This is a genomic window from Mycobacterium sp. NGS34 (assembly GCF_059812845.1).
This window is the reverse complement of sequence record NZ_JCALDM010000003.1, coordinates 245,205-263,926: the sequence shown is the minus strand read 5'-3', so window position 1 is coordinate 263,926 and position 18,722 is coordinate 245,205. Positions and strand designations below refer to the sequence as shown.

Annotated in this window: 13 protein-coding genes and 1 pseudogene; 11 read left to right on the top strand and 3 right to left on the bottom strand. The window is 70.0% G+C overall.

Features of this window, described 5'->3' with window-relative positions; translation table 11 throughout:
• The first annotated feature begins 71 nt into the window (after positions 1-71).
• The 5 genes from AC5Y7V_RS10195 (at position 72) to AC5Y7V_RS10175 (ending at position 6,462) form a co-directional block, all read left to right on the top strand.
• The gene (locus tag AC5Y7V_RS10195) at positions 72-710 is read left to right on the top strand and encodes a hypothetical protein (RefSeq protein WP_499879918.1); all 639 of its coding nucleotides are present in this window, start codon (positions 72-74) and stop codon (positions 708-710) included.
• Between the two features lie 73 nt (positions 711-783).
• The gene (gene ftsY, locus AC5Y7V_RS10190) at positions 784-2,064 is read left to right on the top strand and encodes a signal recognition particle-docking protein FtsY (protein WP_499879917.1); all 1,281 of its coding nucleotides are present in this window, start codon (positions 784-786) and stop codon (positions 2,062-2,064) included.
• A gap of 187 nt (positions 2,065-2,251) precedes the next feature.
• Positions 2,252-3,634: an ammonium transporter gene (locus AC5Y7V_RS10185; RefSeq protein ID WP_499880167.1), complete on the top strand. Its 1,383-nt coding sequence runs from the start codon at positions 2,252-2,254 to the stop codon at positions 3,632-3,634.
• Entirely contained in the window at positions 3,631-3,969 is a 339-nt protein-coding gene (glnB, locus tag AC5Y7V_RS10180) for a nitrogen regulatory protein P-II (protein ID WP_499879916.1), read from the top strand. The genes AC5Y7V_RS10185 and glnB overlap by 4 nt, the downstream gene beginning before the upstream one ends.
• Before the next feature lie 45 nt (positions 3,970-4,014).
• A complete protein-coding gene (locus tag AC5Y7V_RS10175) occupies positions 4,015-6,462 on the top strand; it encodes a [protein-PII] uridylyltransferase (protein WP_499879915.1) in 2,448 nt (815 codons plus the stop codon).
• 494 nt (positions 6,463-6,956) lie between these two features.
• Here the strand turns inward: AC5Y7V_RS10175 and AC5Y7V_RS10170 are convergent, their stop codons facing one another.
• Positions 6,957-8,624 carry a PE domain-containing protein gene (locus AC5Y7V_RS10170; protein ID WP_499879914.1) on the bottom strand — a complete coding sequence of 556 codons (1,668 nt, stop codon included), beginning with the start codon at positions 8,622-8,624 and terminating at the stop codon, positions 6,957-6,959.
• Between the two features lie 125 nt (positions 8,625-8,749).
• On the opposite strand from AC5Y7V_RS10170, the pseudogene AC5Y7V_RS10165 reads away from it, so the two are divergent.
• Positions 8,750-8,863, top strand: a pseudogene (locus tag AC5Y7V_RS10165) (hypothetical protein); the annotation flags it as partial.
• Positions 8,864-9,012: 149 nt separating this feature from the next.
• Positions 9,013-9,765: a DUF899 domain-containing protein gene (locus AC5Y7V_RS10160; RefSeq protein ID WP_499879913.1), complete on the top strand. Its 753-nt coding sequence runs from the start codon at positions 9,013-9,015 to the stop codon at positions 9,763-9,765.
• 41 nt (positions 9,766-9,806) lie between these two features.
• Here AC5Y7V_RS10160 and AC5Y7V_RS10155 read toward each other — a convergent pair whose 3' ends face one another.
• Together AC5Y7V_RS10155 and AC5Y7V_RS10150 are read right to left on the bottom strand one after the other, a co-directional pair.
• The gene (locus tag AC5Y7V_RS10155; RefSeq protein ID WP_499879912.1) at positions 9,807-11,522 is read right to left on the bottom strand and encodes a DEAD/DEAH box helicase; all 1,716 of its coding nucleotides are present in this window, start codon (positions 11,520-11,522) and stop codon (positions 9,807-9,809) included.
• Between the two features lie 144 nt (positions 11,523-11,666).
• Positions 11,667-12,464, bottom strand: coding sequence for an alpha/beta hydrolase (locus AC5Y7V_RS10150; RefSeq protein WP_499879911.1), 798 nt, complete (start codon positions 12,462-12,464; stop codon positions 11,667-11,669).
• 137 nt (positions 12,465-12,601) lie between these two features.
• Between AC5Y7V_RS10150 and ffh the strand changes: the two genes are divergently transcribed.
• The 4 genes from ffh to AC5Y7V_RS10130 all read left to right on the top strand — a co-directional run bounded on the left by ffh (position 12,602) and on the right by AC5Y7V_RS10130 (position 18,722).
• Entirely contained in the window at positions 12,602-14,158 is a 1,557-nt protein-coding gene (gene ffh, locus AC5Y7V_RS10145; protein WP_499879910.1) for a signal recognition particle protein, read from the top strand.
• Between the two features lie 13 nt (positions 14,159-14,171).
• The gene (locus tag AC5Y7V_RS10140) at positions 14,172-15,248 is read left to right on the top strand and encodes a metal-dependent hydrolase family protein (RefSeq protein ID WP_499879909.1); all 1,077 of its coding nucleotides are present in this window, start codon (positions 14,172-14,174) and stop codon (positions 15,246-15,248) included.
• A 37-nt stretch (positions 15,249-15,285) separates the two neighbouring features.
• Positions 15,286-16,824, top strand: a complete 1,539-nt coding sequence (locus AC5Y7V_RS10135) for a serine/threonine-protein kinase (protein ID WP_499879908.1) — start codon at positions 15,286-15,288, stop codon at positions 16,822-16,824.
• A 92-nt stretch (positions 16,825-16,916) separates the two neighbouring features.
• The gene (locus AC5Y7V_RS10130; protein WP_499879907.1) at positions 16,917-18,722 is read left to right on the top strand and encodes an N-acyl-D-amino-acid deacylase family protein; all 1,806 of its coding nucleotides are present in this window, start codon (positions 16,917-16,919) and stop codon (positions 18,720-18,722) included.

The window sequence follows — 18,722 nt, the reverse complement described above, 5'->3', positions numbered from 1 at the left end:
TGGGATCGGTAGCGACCCGGCCCTTGTGAGCTCGGGGGGCTCGCCGTGCGGGCAGAAAGGAAGTCCCCCATATGGAGATCAACCGCATCGCTACCGGTGCCCTGGCGGCGGCGGTGGCGGCAGCGCTGGCCGGCTGCAGTGGCGCTTCGTCCGCGCCCACGGCGACGTCAGCGTCGGCCACCCCGACCACCACCACGACCCCGGCTCCGGCTTCTTCGCCGCCGGCACAGCCCAGCGATTACACCCGGTTGTTGATCCAGACGACGGATATCGATGCGCCGATGCCCTTCGTCGCCGGCCAGCCGACAACGAACCCCAATGGCCAACCGGGCGCTGCGATCACCTTCAGCACCCAACCCCACCCCATGGATCAGGACGGCGTCACGGTCAAGGAGGTCCACATCCGCGACACCATCCAGGTCCTGCCGGATGCGGCCGCTGCCACGAGCGCGCTGAACTCGGCAAAGGCGGGACAGGGCATGGTCGTGAATCCCGAAACGGCCCCAGCGAACGTCGGCACCGGTGGAACCACGATGTCGGGCAAGTCTCCGGATGGTTCGAAGGGTGTGACGGCCTTGATGTTCACCGAGGGCCGAGCCTTCGTAACGCTGGAGTTCATTGGCCCGGTGGACCCGCTCCCGCCGCCGGACTTCGTCGTCGACGTCGGCCAGAAGCAGGACGCGGCCGTCAAGAAGGGACTTGGCGGCTGACGGCCTTGCCGTGATGCGCCCCGGTTGTCCGGCTGTGTTCAGCGGACCGGAGGGTTCCTGAAAGAATGCCTCCGTGTCCCAAGGTCTTTGGATCGCGATCGCGGTCGCCGCCACCCTGGTCGTCATCGCCGCGCTGGTCCTGGGCCTGGTGCGGTACCGCCGCCGCAGGATCAGCATCGCGCGGCCCGAGCCCGGGGTGCTCGACCGCTCCGGCGGCTACACCGCGTCGTCCGGCATCACGTTCAGCCGCACCCCGACCCTCGACACCACCGGCGTGCCCGCGGTGGGCGACGACGCGACCGTGCCGCGCGACGCGCCGCGGCGCACGATCTCCGACGTCGAACTGCCCGAGCCCGAGGCCCCGCCGGCCCCCGAGACCCCGCCCACCCCCGACGTCCTGCCGGCCCCCGAGGCCGCCGAGATCGAGGCCATCGCCCCGCCCGAAGGCCGGCTGGAGCGCCTCCGCGGCCGGCTGGCCCGCTCGCAGAACGCGCTCGGCCGCAGCGTGCTGGGCCTGATCGGCGGCGGCGACCTGGACGAGGAATCGTGGCAGGACGTCGAGGACACGCTGCTGGTCGCCGACCTGGGCCCGGTGGTCGCCGAATCGGTGATCACGCAGCTGCGCAGCCGGCTGGCCAGCGGCAGCGTGCGCACCGAGGCCGACGCCAAGGCCGTGCTGCGCGACGTCCTGATCAACGAGCTGCAACCCGACATGGACCGCACGATCCGGGCGCTACCGCACGCCGACCATCCCTCGGTGCTGCTGGTCGTCGGCGTGAACGGCACCGGGAAAACCACCACCGTCGGCAAGCTGGCGCGGGTGCTGGTGGCCGACGGGCGGCGCGTCGTGCTGGGCGCGGCCGACACCTTCCGGGCCGCGGCGGCCGATCAGCTGCAAACCTGGGCCGCCCGGGTGGGCGCGGACGTGGTGCGCGGGGCCGAGGGCGCCGACCCGGCGTCGGTGGCCTACGACGCGGTCGACAAGGGCATCGCGGCCGGCGCCGACGTCGTCGTCATCGACACGGCCGGGCGGCTGCACACCAAGGTCGGCCTGATGGACGAGCTCGACAAGGTCAAGCGCGTGGTGACCCGGCGCGCCGCGGTCGACGAGGTGCTGCTGGTGCTCGACGCCACCATCGGGCAGAACGGGCTGGCCCAGGCGCGGGTCTTCGCCGACGTCGTCGACATCACCGGCGCGGTGCTGACCAAGCTGGACGGAACGGCCAAGGGCGGCATCGTTTTCCGCGTTCAACAGGAACTCGGGGTGCCGGTGAAGCTGGTCGGACTCGGCGAAGGTCCCGACGATTTGGCGCCGTTCGAACCCGCCGCATTCGTGGACGCCCTGCTCGGCTGAAGGCGCTTACACGTCAAGCGCGACGTTAATACCGCCGAAACATGGCGGCACCATCGCCGAAACAACAATTGCGCATGGTTCTCGCAGGCCACAGACGGACGTCTGACGGCCTTTCCTGTGCGACCGGAGGTGATAGCGCGTGGCATTCCCGCAATTGGGCCAACCCGATACGGGCGACACCGCCTGGATGTTGGCGAGTTCCGCTCTGGTGCTGTTAATGACGCCGGGCCTTGCCTTCTTCTATGGCGGCATGGTCCGTACCCGAAGCGTGCTCAACATGATCATGATGAGCATCAGCGCGATGGGCGTGGTGACCGTGCTGTGGGTGCTCTACGGGTACTCGATGTCGTTCGGCAACAGCAAGGGCGGCGTCGTCGGCAGCCCCGGCGACTACTGGGGCCTGAAGGGCCTCATCGGTGGCAATGCCGTCAAGGCCGACCCGAGCAAGGCGCAGGCGGCCGTGGACATCCCGCTGGCCGGCACCATGCCCGCGACGGTGTTCGTGGCCTTCCAGCTGATGTTCGCGATCATCACCGTCGCCCTGATCTCGGGCGCGGTGGCGGACCGGTTGAAGTTCACCGCCTGGCTGGTGTTCGCCGGGCTGTGGGCGACGCTGGTCTACTTCCCCGTCGCGCACTGGGTGTTCGCGGCCGACGGGTTCGCGTCCGAGCACGGCGGTTGGATCAACAACAAGCTGCATGCGATCGACTTCGCAGGTGGAACGGCGGTCCATATCAACTCCGGTGCGGCGGGCCTCGCGCTGGCGATCGTCTTGGGTAAGCGCAAAGGCTGGCCCACGACGCTTTTCCGCCCGCACAACCTGCCGTTCGTCATGCTCGGCGCCGGGTTGCTGTGGTTCGGCTGGTTCGGGTTCAACGCCGGATCGGCGACCAGCTCCAACGGCTCCGCCGGGTCGACCTTCATGACGACGACGATCGCAACCGCGACGGCCATGCTGGCCTGGCTGCTGGTCGAGCGCATCCGGGACGGCCATCCCACCACGCTGGGCGCGGCCTCGGGCATCGTCGCCGGGCTGGTGGCCATCACGCCGTCCTGCTCGTCGGTCAACGTGCTCGGCGCGATCGTGATCGGCTTCGTCGGCGGCGCGGTGTGCGCGCTGGCGGTGGGGCTGAAGTTCAGGTTCGGCTTCGACGACTCGCTGGACGTGGTCGGTGTCCACATGGTCGGCGGTTTGACGGGCACGCTGCTGGTCGGCCTGGTCGCGGCCCCGGAAAGCACGGCCATCAACGGCGTGACCGGGGTTTCGAAGGGCCTCTTCTACGGCGGTGGCTGGTCTCAGCTCGAGCGGCAGGCGGTCGGCGCGTTCAGCGTCCTCTTCTACTCGTTCATCGTGACGCTTATCCTGGCCCTTATCCTGAAGTACACCATCGGGATTAGGCTGGGCGCGGAAGCCGAGGCTGGCGGCATCGACGAGTCGGAGCACGCAGAAACCGCTTACGAGTTCGCAGCTGTCGGGGCCTCGTCCATTCCGCACCGGATCGGCAGCGTGGAGGAAAGCCCCAACGGACAGGACGACGCAGCCAAGAAAGTGGAGGCAGAGACTTCATGAAGCTAGTCACCGCGATCGTAAAGCCGTTCACCCTCGACGACGTCAAGACTGCCCTCGAGGAGGCGGGCGTCCTGGGGATGACGGTCAGCGAAATCCAGGGCTACGGACGGCAGAAGGGCCACACCGAGGTCTACCGGGGTGCGGAATACTCGGTCGACTTCGTGCCCAAGGTGCGCATCGAGGTCGTCGTCGACGATTCGATCGTCGACAAGGTCGTCGACAGCGTCGTCCGGGCGGCCCGCACCGGCAAGATCGGGGACGGCAAAGTCTGGGTGAGCCCCGTGGAAACCATCGTGCGGGTGCGCACGGGTGAACGCGGGACCGATGCCCTCTGACCTTGGCCGTAGCTTGCTGATTCAGGCCGGACGGGCCGGGAGGGTATGAAAGAGGACCCACCCGGCCCGTCCGGGTCATCTGGACCGGGCACGGAAAATGGCTGCGGGGCAAGTGATTTGGTCGCCGCGCGGCGCCAGTTGTTGTCGGATGGCCGCGAGCTGGGGGCCGCCGAGCTGCGCCACGCGTGGCAGGATCTGCACGAGACGTGGCTGACCGCCAAGGCGGACGAGATCGGGATCACCGACGCCAGCGGCTTCGCGATCGTCGGGATCGGCGGGCTGGGGCGCCACGAGCTGCTGCCGTATTCCGATCTGGACCTGATGTTGTTGCACGACGACAAGCCCGCCGAAGTGCTGCAAGAGGTCGCCGACAAGCTGTGGTATCCGTTGTGGGACGCCAACGTTCGGCTCGACCACAGCGTGCGAACGGTTTCCGGGGCGCTGGGTGTCGCCAACACCGACATGATCGCGGCCCTGGGCATGCTGGACGCCCGCCACATCGCCGGCGACGCGCGGCTGTCCGAGGAATTGATCGCCGGCGCAAGAAAGCAGTGGCGCAGCGCAATTCGCTCCCGAATGGGTGAGCTGGTCGAAATCACCCAGGCCCGCTGGCAGCGCTGTGGCCGCATTTCGCAGCGCGCCGAGCCGGACCTCAAATCGGGACGCGGCGGCCTTCGCGACGTGCAACTGCTCGACGCGCTCGGGGTGGCCCAGCTCATCGACCGCCACGGCATGGCGCGCCCCGAAACGCCCGGCGGTTCGCTCGACGAGGCCTACCTGACGCTCCTCGACGTGCGCACCGAGCTGCACCGCGTCTCCGGGCGTGGCCGCGATCAGCTGCTGGCCCAGTACGCCGACGAGATCAGCGCCGCCCTGCACATCGGTGATCGATTCGACTTGTCCCGCAAGCTGTCCGACTCGGGCCGCACCATCGCCTACCACGCCGAGACCGGGCTGCGGACCGCGGAGAACGCGTTGCCGCGCCGTGGTGTTTCGGCCCTGGTGCGGCGGCCCAAGCGTCGCCCGCTGGACGAGGGCGTCGTCGAGTATGCGGGTGAGATCGTGCTCGCCCGCGACGCCTCGCCCGAAACCGATGCCGGGCTGGTGCTGCGGGTGGCTGCCGCGTCGGCGGACACCGGGTTGCCGATCGGCGCCGCCACGCTGAGTCGCCTGGCCGCCGGCCCGCCCGAGATGCCAATCCCTTGGCCCAGCACGGCATTGGACGACCTTCTGGTCGTGCTGTCCGCCGGGCCCACCGCGGTGGCGACGGTCGAGGCGCTCGACCGCACGGGGCTGTGGGAGCGGTTGGTGCCGGAATGGGCCGCGATCCGGGACCTTCCGCCGCGCGACGTCGCGCACAAGTGGACGGTGGACCGTCACGTCGTCGAGACCACGGTCAACGCGGCGCCGTTGGCCACCCGCGTGGCACGGCCCGATCTGCTCGCGCTGGGCGCGCTGCTGCACGACATCGGCAAGGGCAGGGGAGTCGACCACAGCGTGCTCGGGGCCGAGATGGCCCTCGAAATCGGGCCGAGGCTCGGGGTGGCGCCCAAAGACACCGAGTTCCTCTCGAAGCTGGTCCGCCACCACCTGCTGCTGCCGGTGGCGGCCACCCGTAACGACCTCAACGACCCCAAGACGATCGAGGCCGTATCCGAGGCGTTGGGCGGGGATCCGCTTCTGCTGGAGGTGTTGCACGCGCTGACCGAGGCCGACTCGAAGGCGACGGGCCCCGGGGTGTGGAGCGACTGGAAGGCGTCCCTCATCGAAGAGTTGGTGAGTCGCTGCCGGATGGTGATGGCGGGCGAGCCGCTGCCGCAGGCGGAACCGACTGCGCCGCAATATCTTTCGCTGGCGGCCGACCACGGGGTGCATGTGCAGATCGAGGCCGGCGGTGGCGAGCGCCTGAACCTGGTGATGGTCGCGCCGGATCAGCGCGGGTTGGTGTCGAACGCCGCCGCGGTCCTCGCCCTGAACTCGCTGCGCATTCATTCGGCGTCGGTCAACACCCACGAGGGTGTGGCGATCATCGAGTTCGTGGTGTCGCCGCTGTTCGGTTCGCCGCCCGAGACGGGCCTGCTGCGGCAGCTGTTCACCAACGCGCTCAACGGCGACGTCGACGTTCTCGGCACGCTGGAGAAGCGCGACATCGACGCCGCCGGCGCGGCGACCGAGCGGGCCGGTGAGATCCAGGTTGGGGTGCCCGTCGTGCGGTCGACAGCCCCGCCCCACATCCAGTGGCTCGACCCCGCCGCATCGGGCCAGCCTCTGGTCGAGGTCCGCGCGATGGACCGGGTGGGCCTGCTCGCGCTGCTGGCCCGCGCGATGGAACGCGCGGGCGCCGACATCGCCTGGGCCAAGGTTCACACGTTCGGGTCGACGGCGGCCGACGTGTTCTGCGTTGAGCTGCCCGACGAGCCGGACGCGCAGGCGGCGGTCGAGAAGCAGCTGCTGGCGGTGCTGGGCGGCGCGGGAGAAGTCGTCGCGAGCTAGTGGTGTGTCCTGACAGGTCAGCGCTTCTTCTTCGTCGATGAGAACTAGATGCCGGCGAGGCGGTGTCCCGTAAGGGGATCCCCTTACGGGACTTCAGCGGACTCACAGGCCGCCTCTGCCGCAGTAGCCTGAGCGCGCGCCGCCAGCACCTCGTCCCGCCGGCTCGCACCTGCTGCTCACGGTCGATATCGGCCTGCCTGGCCTGGGCCTGGGCTGCCTGCACCTGCTGCCCGGGAGCCTGGACCGCAGCGGAGGCCTCCGCGCGAACCACGGCCAGCCGATGTTCTGATTCCTCCCTCGCACACCAAGGTGTTGTCGGGCACCGCTTCGCGACCACGCCGCAGGCCCACGAGGTCATCATCGTCGGCGCCGGCACCACGCGGCCGGGTTGCTGCCCGCCGTCGACGGCGAGCAGACCACGGCCACCCCGACGAGGACCGCACACCCGCTAGCCCGCACGTTATCCGCGCAACTCCAATTCGGGCGGCACACCACTACCCACTGATCACCGACACCGTGCCACTGTAGAAGTTGGTGACGTAGACGTAGCCGGTGGTGGGGCTGACCGCCACCCCGCCGGGACCGCTGCCGACGGTGATGGGTGATCCGGTGACGGTGTTGGTGGCGGGGTTGATCACCGACACCGTGTCGTTGTAAACGTTGGCGACGTAGACGTAGCCGGTGGTGGGGTTGACCGCCACCCCGACCGGATTGCTGCCGACGGTGATGGGTGATCCGGTGACGGTGTTGGTGGCGGGGTTGATCGCCGACACCGTGCCGCTGCCATAGTTGGCGACGTAGACGTCGCCGCCGGGGTTGACCGCCACCCCGTACGGACTATTGCCGACGGTGATGGGTGATCCGGTGACGGTGTTGATGGCGGGGTTGATCACCGACACCGTGTTGCTGCCACCGTTGGTGACGTAGACGTCGCCGCCCGGGTTGACCGCCACCCCGTACGGAACGCTGAAACCAGTGATGGGTGATCCGGTGACCATGTTGGTTGTGGGGTCGATCACCGACACCGTGCCGCTGGCAGTATTGGTGACGTAGACGTCGCCGCCGGGGTTGACCGCCACCCCGTACGGACTGTCGACGGTGATGGGTGATCCGGTGACGGTGTTGGTGGCGGGGTTGATCACCGACACCGTGTTGCCGCCATAGTTAGCGACGTAGACGTCGCCGCCGGGGTTGACCGCCACCCCGACCGGAAAGCTGCCGACGGTGATGGGTGATCCGGTGACGGTGTTGGTGGCGGGGTTGATCACCGACACCGTGTTGCTGCCACTGTTCGTGACGTAGACGTCGCCGCCGGGGTTGACCGCCACCCCGGACGGATAGCTGCCGACAGCGATGGTGGTGACGTGGCCGGGAGACCCGCCTGCCCCGCCGGCCCCGCCGGCCCCGCCGGCAGCGCCCACGCCCGCGCCGCCGGCCCCGCCGGGCCCGCCGGGCGCGGCAAAGCCGGCGGTGACCGCGCCGCCGACCCCGCCGGCACCGCCGGGACCGCCGGCCCCGCCGACGCCGCCGCCGAGCCCGCCGTGACCACCAACGCCACCGGCACCGCCGTTGCCGCCTGCCACGCCAAAGGTCCCACTGGCCCCGCCGTTCCCGCCGCCACCACCCAGGCCACCGTTACCGAACAGCCACCCACCGGCACCGCCCGCGCCGCCGGCCCCGCCGGCCCCACCGGCCTGCCCGGCAGCACCTGACCCACCATTGCCGCCGTTACCGAAAAGCCACCCGCCGTCCCCGCCGGGCAGGCCACTGCCCGCCGGCGCATTGGCGCCATCGCCAAACAACGGGCGCCCCGTCAGAAACTTCACCGGGGCTATCGCGAAGGCCTGCAGGTCCTGCTCCAGGGTCTGCAACGGAGAGACATTGGCTGCCTCGGCAGCCGCATACGCGCCCGCCGCGCTGTTCAAGGCCTGCACAAACTGGTCATGAAACGCCGCCGCCTGCGCACCGAGTGCCTGAAACTGCTGGCCATGGGCGGAGAACACCGCCGCAATCGCCGCCGACACCTCATCCTCAGCCGCGGCCAGCACCCCCGTCGTCGGGGCGGCCCCTGCCGCTTGCGCGACGCTCAGCGCTGAGCCGATGTTGGACAGATCCGTTGCCGCCGAGGTCATCATCTCCGGCGCAGCGATTACATAAGACATGTCGATCTTCCTGCTGGCTGGCCCCTAGTTGTCACTAGCCTGGCGGTCCTCAACCGTCAGGTAGGTGCAGCGTAAGCAAGGGGCCTGGGGGAAGCATGAGTAGTCGATTACCTAGTTTTCGGGACATCGCGTGGGCGAAGGTCCCCACATTCGGGTCGACGGCGGCAGACGTGTCCTGTATGGAGGCGCCGCAAGACGCGCAGGCTGCTGTGGAGAAGCACCTGATGGTCGCGGTGGGCGGCCCCGACGAGGCCTTCGGCTTGTGTCCTGCGGGCGCGTTGTGCCCAGGAAATCAACTGTCACAACCTGTCGAGGCCGGCGCTTGTTCTTCGTCGATTAGATAGATGTCCGGGAAAGGACTCTGGTACGCAGTCGATAGGAGAACAGCATGAACACTCCCAGGATCGTGCCGCGCTCGGAGTGGCTCGTTGCGCGCACCCAGTTACTCGAACAGGAGAAGGAGCTGACCCGCCGGCGCGACCGTCTGGCATCGGCGCGGCGCGAGATGCCGATGGTCGAAATCGACAAGCCTTACCAGCTGGAGGGCCCGGAGGGAACAGCCCACCTGCGCGATCTGTTCAGCGGGCACCGGCAGTTGATCGTCTACCACTTCATGTTCGAGCCCGACTCGGATGAAGGCTGCCCCAGCTGCTCCTACCTCGCGGACAACTTCACCGGCGCCATCTTGCACCTATCGGCCCGCGACACCGCATTCGCGGTCGTCTCGCGGGCGCCGCTGGCCAAGCTGAGCGCATTCAAGCAGCGGATGGGTTGGACATTCCCCTGGTATTCGTCGTATCGAAGCGACTTCAACGACGACTTCGGTGTCACCGTGGACGCCTCCGCCCCGGATTCCACCTACAACTACCGGTCGACCGCCGAACAGAAGGCGGCGGGAGCCATCTGGATCGAACGCGGCGAATTGCCCGGCCTGAGCGTGTTTCTGCGCGAGGGCGAGCGGATCTTCCACACCTACTCGACCTACTCGCGCGGTCTTGACCAGTTCATCAACACCTACAACTATCTCGACCTGACGCCGCTCGGACGCGGCGCCGACGATGCGGTGCCCTACCCGATGGCGTGGCTGCGTTATCACGACAGGTACGACGCTGCCGAGGAACACCACTGCTCGCGTCACTGAATGGCGGCAGTCTAGCCAATGTGCTTGTCGCACAACATCACTCAAGAGTGCTCGGAGTTCAGCTGCCTCAGCGCTTGGATGCGGTCCTGGATCTGCTCGCGTGTCGCCGCGGCGATCGGTGGGCCCCCGCAGCGGCGCCGCAGTTCGTTGTGGATCCAGCCGTGCGGTTTGCCGGTGCGGTGGTGGGTCGCCGAGACGAGTGTGTTGAGCTCGCGGCGCAGGTCGCGCAGCTGGCCGTGCATCGACGGCACCGGAGCCGGTGGGCCACCGTTGGCGGCCCGCTTCTTGAGCTGCTCGTCCTGGCGCCGGTGCAGCAGGGCGCGCATCTGTTCGGCGTCGAGCAACCCCGGGATGCCGAGGTAGTCGGCCTCCTCCTCGCTGCCGGCCGGGGCGGCGGTGCCGAACGAGGACCCGTCGAAGATGACCTGGTCCAGCTCGGCGTCGGCGCCCAGCGAGGTGAAACCCTTTTCCGTTTCCGTCTTTTCGGTTTGCGCCCGCACGGCGGGGTCGCCGTCGAGGGGATCGGCCTCCTCGCGGTGCGGTTGGCCGAGCACGTGATTGCGCTGGGCCTCCAGCTCGCTGGCCAGCTGCAGCAGGTTGGGCACCGACGGCACGAAGATGCTCGCGGTTTCGCCGGCCCGGCGCGACCGCACGAACCGGCCGATGGCCTGGGCGAAGAACAGCGGCGTCGAGGCGCTGGTCGCGTAGATCCCCACCGACAGCCGGGGCACGTCGACCCCCTCGGAGACCATGCGCACCGCTACCAGCCACCGGCTGGTGCTCTCTGCGAATTCGGTGATCCGGGCCGACGACCCGGGATCGTCGGACAGGACGACGGTCGGCGCCTCCGCGGTCAGCTTCGTCAGCAGGGCGGCGTACGCGCGGGCCGCCGTGCGATCGGAGGCGATGATCATGCCGCCCGCATCGGGGACGTGGACCCGCTTCTGGCGCAGCCGCTCGTCCGCGGCCGCGATCACCGCGGGCATCCACTCGCCGGCGGGGTCGAGCGCCGTGCGCCACGCCCGCGCGGTCTGCTCGGCGGACAGCGGCTCGCCCAGTCGCGCGGCGTGCTCCTCGCCGGCGCTGTCCCGCCAGCGGGCCTGCCCGGAATAGGCGAGGAACACCACCGGCCGCACCACGCCGTCGGCCAGCGCCTCGGTGTAGCCGTAGGTATGGTCGGCCTGCGACCGCAGCACTCCGTCGGCGCCGGAGGTGTAGGTGACGAACGGGATGGGGCTGTCGTCGCTCCGAAATGGTGTGCCCGTCAGGGCGAGCCGGCGGGTGGCGTCGCTGAAGGCCTCCCGGATGGCCTCGCCCCAGGTTTTGGCGTCACCGCCGTGATGGATCTCGTCGAAGATGACCAGGGTCTTGCGCTGCTCGGTGCGCACCCGGTGCAGCGTCGGGTGCGCGGCGACCTGCGCGTAGGTGACCATCACGCCGTGATACTCCGGCGAGGTCTGCGGGCTGGTGTTGGAGAACCGCGGGTCCAGGGCCAGGCCGTGCCGCTGCGCCGCCAGCGCCCACTGCACCTTGAGGTGCTCGGTGGGCACCACGACCGTGACCTGCTCGACGGCGCGCTGGGCCAGCAGCTCGCCCGCCACCCGAAGCGCGAACGTCGTCTTGCCGGAGCCGGGGGTGGCGACGGCCAGGAAATCGCGTGGCTGGGCGGCGAGGTATTTGACCAACGCCCGCCGCTGCCAGCCGCGCAATGCCAAGCCGGTGTCGCTGCCCGCCTGCACCGAAACAGCTCCCCCCAAACTTGCATCCTCGACACGGCCAGCTCGGTTCGGCGGCGGGTGTGAAATGTAGCATGCCAACGCTTTTCGGCGCAGCAGCGACGCACCGGGCCGATCGATGGCGGCGACCCGCCGCGCCCGGCTCCGCCGCGCTTGCGATCGCCGCTAACCGGCTTGGGCCGCCAGGTCGCGGGCGTCGAGCCACGTGTGGATGCGCTTGGCGACGTCAGGCCATCGCGGTTCGAGCATCATGTTGTGACCCATCGCGAAGAACTCCGGCTCGGTCCGGTAGGCGCGCGCGGTGGCGCGCACCGCGCCGACGCTGACGAACCCGTCGTGCACGGCGCCGAGCACCAGCATCGGGGTGGTGACGCGGTCGGTTTTGACGCGGCGGAACATCGGGTCGGTCATCGCCGCGCGGATGCTCTCGGGCCCGGCGCGGTGCCAGCAGGATTGGACGATGTGCTCGGGCGTGTCCTTGCAGAACAGGTAGGCGCGGGCCAGGCCCGACGTGCGGAGGAACTTGACCAGGGTGGGGTCGTTGAACGAGTGCACGGTCATCCAGGGCCGCCGACGCCAGACGCGCAGCGCCGCCCCGAGCACGCCCGACGGCGGCAGGGAGCCGACCAGCACCGCGGCCGGCGCCGTCCGGTCTTCCAGGTAGCGCTGGATCGTGTAGCCGCCCAGGGAATGACCGATCAGCACCGGCGCACCGCCCAGGTCGTCGGCCACCGAACGGACGTCGTCGATGTAGTCCTCGATGCAGACCTTTGGCAGCGGCTTGTCGGTGGGGCTGCTGCCGTGCCCGCGCAGGCTCATCGCGACCGCGCGATAGCCCGCGTCGGCGAAGAAGTCCAGGAAACCGTCGTCCCAGCACCACGCGCCGTGCCAGCCGCCGTGCACGAAGAGCAGCGGCACCGGGTGCGCGTCGGTGCAGGACCCCTTGTCGATCACCTCGAGCATGAGCCGACTTTTCTTCGCTCGCGTCGCGGCGTCAAGCCCCTGCGGCCCCGCGACTGTGCGGCCAGCCGCACGCTGGGCGCCGAACGTGCGGCTAGCCGCACGCTCGGCATTCGCTCCGCAACCACTAGGCTGGCGGGGTGTTTGAATCGCTGTCCGACCGATTGACCGGTGCCCTGCAGGGGCTGCGGGGCAAGGGTCGTCTGACCGACGCCGACATCGAGGCCACCACCCGCGAGATTCGGCTGGCGCTGCTGGAAGCGGACGTGTCGCTGCCCGTGGTGCGGGCGTTCGTCGGCCGGATCAAGGAGCGCGCCAAGGGCGCCGAGGTCTCCGGCGCGCTGAACCCGGCGCAGCAGGTCGTCAAGATCGTCAACGAGGAACTGATCGGCATCCTCGGCGGCGAGACCCGCCAGCTGGCATTCGCGAAGACGCCGCCGACGGTGATCATGCTCGCCGGCCTGCAGGGCTCCGGTAAGACCACGCTGGCCGGCAAGCTGGCCGCCTGGCTGCGCGGCCAGGGGCACACGCCGTTGCTGGTGGCCTGCGACCTGCAGCGCCCGGCCGCGGTGAACCAGCTTCAGGTCACCGGTGAGCGCGCCGGGGTGCCGGTGTTCGCGCCGCATCCCGGAGAGTCGCCGGAGTCCGGACCCGGTGACCCGGTCGCCGTCGCGGCCGCGGGGCTCGCCGAGGCCCGCGCAAAGCACTTCGACGTCGTCATCGTCGACACCGCGGGGCGCCTCGGCATCGACGACGAGCTGATGGCGCAGGCCGCGGCCATCCGGGACGCCGTCGACCCCGACGAGGTGCTGTTCGTCCTGGACGCGATGGTCGGCCAGGACGCCGTCGCCACCGCCGAGGCCTTCGGCGCGGGCGTCGGCTTCACCGGCGTGGTGCTGACCAAGCTCGACGGCGACGCCCGCGGCGGCGCCGCGCTGTCCGTCCGCGAGGTCACCGGCGTCCCAATCCTTTTCGCCTCCAGCGGCGAGAAGCTCGAGGACTTCGACATCTTCCACCCGGACCGGATGGCCAGCCGCATCCTGGGCATGGGCGACGTGCTGACCCTGATCGAGCAGGCCGAGCAGGTCTTCGACGCCCAGCGCGCCGAGGAGGCCGCCGCCAAGATCGGCACGGGCGAGCTGACGCTGGAGGACTTCCTCGAACAGATGCTGGCCATCCGCAAGATGGGCCCGATCGGCAACCTGTTGGGCATGCTGCCCGGCGCCGGCCAGATGAAGGACGCACTGGCCGAGGTCGACGACAAGCAACTCGACCGGCTGCAGGCCATCATCCGCGGGATGACGCCGCAGGAGCGCGCCGACCCGAAGATCATCAACGCGTCGCGGCGGCTGCGCATCGCCAACGGCTCGGGGGTGACGGTGTCGGAGGTCAACCAGTTGGTCGACCGCTTCTTCGAGGCCCGCAAGATGATGTCGTCCATGCTCGGCGGCATGGGCATCCCCGGCCTCGGCCGCAAGTCGTCGACCCGAAAGGCCAAGGGCGCGAAGGGGAAGAAGGGCAAGAAGGGCGGACGGGGCCCGACGCCGCCCAAGGCGCGCAATCCGCTCATGGGCGGCATGCCCGCCGGCTTCCCCGATTTGTCGCAGATGCCCAAGGGCCTCGACGAGCTGCCCCCCGGCCTGGCCGACTTCGACCTGTCCAAGCTCAAGTTCCCCGGCAACCCGGGCAAGAACTAACCCCGCCGTGCGGATGCGCCTGCGGGGTCTGGAGCTGCCCGGCGAGACCGAGATCCAGCTGTGGGTCGTCGACGGCCGCATCAGCACCGAACCGGTCGCCGGCGCCGACACGCTGTTCGACGGCGGCTGGATCGTGCCCGGTCTGGTGGACGCGCACTGCCACGTCGGGCTCGGCGATGACGGCGAGATCCCGCTCGAGGAGGCCGTCGGCCAGGCCGAAACCGAACGCGACGCCGGCGCGCTGCTGTTGCGGGACGCCGGCTCACCGACCGACACCCGCAGCCTCGACGACCGCGACGACCTGCCCCGCATCATCCGCGCCGGCAAGCACCTGGCCAGGCCCAAGCGCTACTCGCGGGGCTTCGCCGACGAACTCGAAGACGAATCCCAGTTGCCCGACGCGGTGGCCCGCGAGGCCAGGCGCGGCGACGGCTGGGTCAAGCTGGTCGGCGATTGGATCGACCGCGGCGTCGGCGACCTCGCCCCGCTGTGGTCCGACGACGTGCTCAAGGCCGCGATCGACGCGGCGCACGCCCACGGCGCGCGCGTCACCGCGCACGTCTTCAGCGAGGACGCGCTGCCCGGCCTGATCAACGCCGGCATCGACTGCATCGAACACGGCACCGGCCTCACCGACGAGACCATCGCCCTGATGCTCGAGCAGGGGACCGCGCTCGTCCCCACGCTGATCAACACCCTCGAGAACTTCCCGGGCATCGCCGACTCCGCGGCCCGCTACCCGGCCTACGCCGCCCACATGCGCGACCTGCACGCCGGGTGTCGCGGGCGCATCGCGGCGGCGCGCGAGGCCGGCGTGCCGGTGTACGCCGGCACCGACGCCGGCAGCATGATCGCGCACGGGCGGATCGCCGACGAGGTCGAGGCCCTCAGGAGCGTCGGGATGAGTCCCACCGACGCGTTGGGCGCGGCGTGCTGGGACGCCCGCCGCTGGCTGGGCCGCCCCGGCCTCGAACACGGGGCGTCGGCCGACCTGTTGTGTTACTCCGAGGACCCGAGGCGAGGCCCCGGCGTGCTGAACCGGCCGGACCTGGTGATATTGCGCGGCAAGGCCTTTCGGCCACGGGGCTAGGCGCGCGCGGCACCGCGATCGTGGTTAGGATCGCGTGATGGCGTTGGCCAGCGGCGCGACCTTCGCCGGTTACCAGGTCGCGCGGAGGCTGGGTTCTGGAGCGACTGGTGCGGTCTATCTTGTCCAGAACCCCCGTTCGTCGCGCTGGCAGGCGTTGAAGGTGCTGGCGCCGACGCTGTCGACGGACGGCGAGTTCCGCCGGAGATTTTGGGCGGAGAACCCGATCGCGACGAACCTCTATCACCCGAACATCGTCGAGGTCCGCGACCGCGGCGAGTTCGACGACGAGCTGTACGTCGCGATGGAGTACGTCGAGGGCATCAACGCCGCGCGGCTCATCGCCGATCGATTCCCGGCCGTCTCGCCCGCGGGCGAGGTGCTGTCCATCGTGACCGCCGTCGCCGGCGCCCTGGACTACGCGCACGGGCGCGGACTGCTGCACCGCGACGTCAAGCCCGCCAACGTCTTGCTGACGGGCCGCGGGGAAGGCGAGCAACGGACCCTGGTGACCGACTTCGGCATAGCCGGGCGCCTCGGCACGGCCGGTTACGCCGCGCCCGAGCTGGCGGGCGCCGGCGCCGACGGCCGCGCCGACCAGTACGCGCTGGCGGCCACCGCGTTCCACCTGCTGGCCAGCGCGCCGCCGCCACCCGGCACCGCGCCGCCCCGGCTCAGCGATCAGCGCCCCGAACTCGCGCGCCTGGACGGCGTGTTCACCCGGGCGCTCGCCACCAGCGCCGCCGACCGGTTCGAGACCTGCCTCGAGTTCGCCGAGGCGCTGAACGAACAGGCCGGCGCCCACAGCCGCGATCGCAGCCCCGAGGCCGTCCTGGTGGCCGAGTACCCGGCCTACTCCTGCCCCCTGCCGCCCGCGCCGGCCCCGCTGGCCGATCGCCCCGGTGACGTCGCGGTGGATCTCTCCGCGGACCCCGACGCGGCCAAGCCCCCGGTGGCCGCACCGAAGCGGCACCGGCGGCGCCGCCGGGCCGTCCTGGGCGCTGCGGCGGTCGTGGTCGTCGCGGGGCTGCTCGCCGTCGGCTTCGTCGCCGGGCGCAAGACCGACGCGACCGCCGCCCCGACGGCCCGCCCGACGGAGAGCGCGCCGGCCCCCCTCGACGGCACGTACCGCCTCGAGGTGCAGCGCACCCGGCAGACGTTCAACCTCACGCCCGACCCCCAACCTCCCGACGTGAGCACCTGGTGGGCCTTCCGCTCGTCGTGCGCGCCCGCCTCCTGCACGGCCGTCGGCGCGCCGCTGGACGACACCGACCACACGCAGCCGAAGGCATCCGTCGGCGGGCCGGTCGTGTTGCAGTTCCGCGACGGTCGTTGGCTCTCGCGCCCGGAACAGTCGACGTTCCCGTGCATCGGGCCGAACGGGACCGAACGGACCCAGGCCACGACGCAGGTGCTGTCGCTGCGCCCGCGCCCGCAAGGCGGGCTCGTCGGGGAGATGACGGTCACCGTGCAAAGCAACGAGTGCGGCCAGCAGGGCGCGGTGCTCCGCGCGCCCGCGGTGGCCACCCGCGGCGGCGACGTGCCGCCGGGCGTGACGGTGCCCGACCCCCCTCGCTGACTTGACCAGGCGTTTCGTGCGCTCAAACACGCCCGAAGAAAAGATTGCGAGTACTTGCTATCTATGTTACGGTTCGTGGCAACCCGACGACCTTGGAGGCAACGGTGACCTACGACGTGATCATTCGCGACGGACTGTGGTTCGACGGCACGGGCCGCGCGCCGCAGACGCGCACGCTCGGCATCCGCGACGGCGTGGTGGCCACCGTGTCCCGCACGCCGCTGGACGAGGCCGGTTGCCCCGAGGTGATCGACGCCGCCGGCAAGTGGATCGTGCCGGGCTTCATCGACGTGCACACGCACTACGACGCCGAGGTGCTGCTGGACCCCGGGCTGCGGGAGTCGGTGCGGCACGGTGTCACGACGGTGCTGCTGGGCAACTGCTCGCTGTCGACGGTGTACGCCGATTCCGAGGACGCGGCCGACCTCTTCAGCCGGGTCGAGGCCGTGCCGCGCGAATACGTCTGCGGCGCTTTGGATTCCACCAAGACGTGGTCGACGGCCGCGGACTACGTCCGGGCGCTCGATGCGCTGCCGCTGGGGCCGAATGTCGGCTCGCTGCTTGGTCATTCGGACCTGCGGACTGCGGTGCTGGGGCTGGATCGCGCCACCGACGACACCGTCCGGCCCACCGACGCCGAGCTGGACAAGATGGCGGCGTTGCTGGAGGAGGCCCTAGACGCGGGGATGCTCGGCATGTCCGGCATGGACGCGGCCATCGACAAGCTCGACGGCGACCGCTTCCGCTCGCGCGCCCTGCCGTCCACGTTCGCGACCTGGCGCGAGCGGCGCCGGCTGATCAAGGTGTTGCGCAAGCGCGGCCGGATGCTGCAGAGCGCGCCCGACGTCGAGAACCCGACGTCCGCCCTGATGTTCTTCCTGACCAGTAGCCGGATCTTCGGGCGCGGCAAGGGAGTTCGGATGAGCATGCTGGTGTCCGCGGACGCCAAGTCCATGCCGCTAGCGGTGCACACCTTCGGGCTCGGCACCCGGTTGCTGAACAAGTTCCTGGGCTCGAGCGTGCGGTTCCAGCACCTCCCGGTCCCGTTCGAGCTGTACTCCGACGGCATCGACCTGCCGGTCTTCGAGGAGTTCGGCGCCGGGACGGCCGCCCTGCACCTGCGCGACCAACTGGAACGCAACGAGCTGCTGGCCGACAAGGAATACCGCCGCAAGTTCCGTCGCGAATTCGACCGGATCAAGCTCGGCCCGTCGCTGTGGCACCGCGACTTCCACGACGCGGTGATCGTCGAGTGCCCCGATAAGTCGTTGATCGGCAAGAGCTTTGGTGCCATCGCCGACGAGCGCGGGCTGCACCCGCTCGACGCGTTCCTCGATGTGCTGGTCGAAAACGGTGAGCGCAACGTCCGGTGGACGACCGTCGTGGCCAACCACCGGCCCAAGCAGCTCAACAAGCTCGCCGCCGATCCCAGCATCCACATGGGCTTCTCCGACGCGGGGGCGCACCTGCGCAACATGGCGTTCTACAACTTTCCGCTCAAGATGCTCAAGCGCACCCGCGACGCCCACCGCGCCGGCGCGCCGTTCATGTCCACCGAACACGCGGTGCACCGGCTGACCGGCGAACTGGCGGAGTGGTTCGGCATCGACGCCGGCACGCTGCGTGAGGGTGATCGCGCGGACTTCGTCGTGATCGACCCCGCCGGCCTCAACGAATCGGTGGACGGCTACCACGAGGAATCGGTGCCGTTCTACGGCGGCCTGCGGCGCATGGTCAATCGCAACGACGACGCAGTGGTCGCGACCGGCGTCGGTGGCGCCGTCGTCTTCGGAAAGGGCGAATTCCGTGCGGGTTACGGCCACACCGTGAAGTCGGGCCGCTACCTGCGCGCCGGCCAGCGCAGCCGGGGGCGCAGCGCGGAGAAGGTCGGGGCCTGA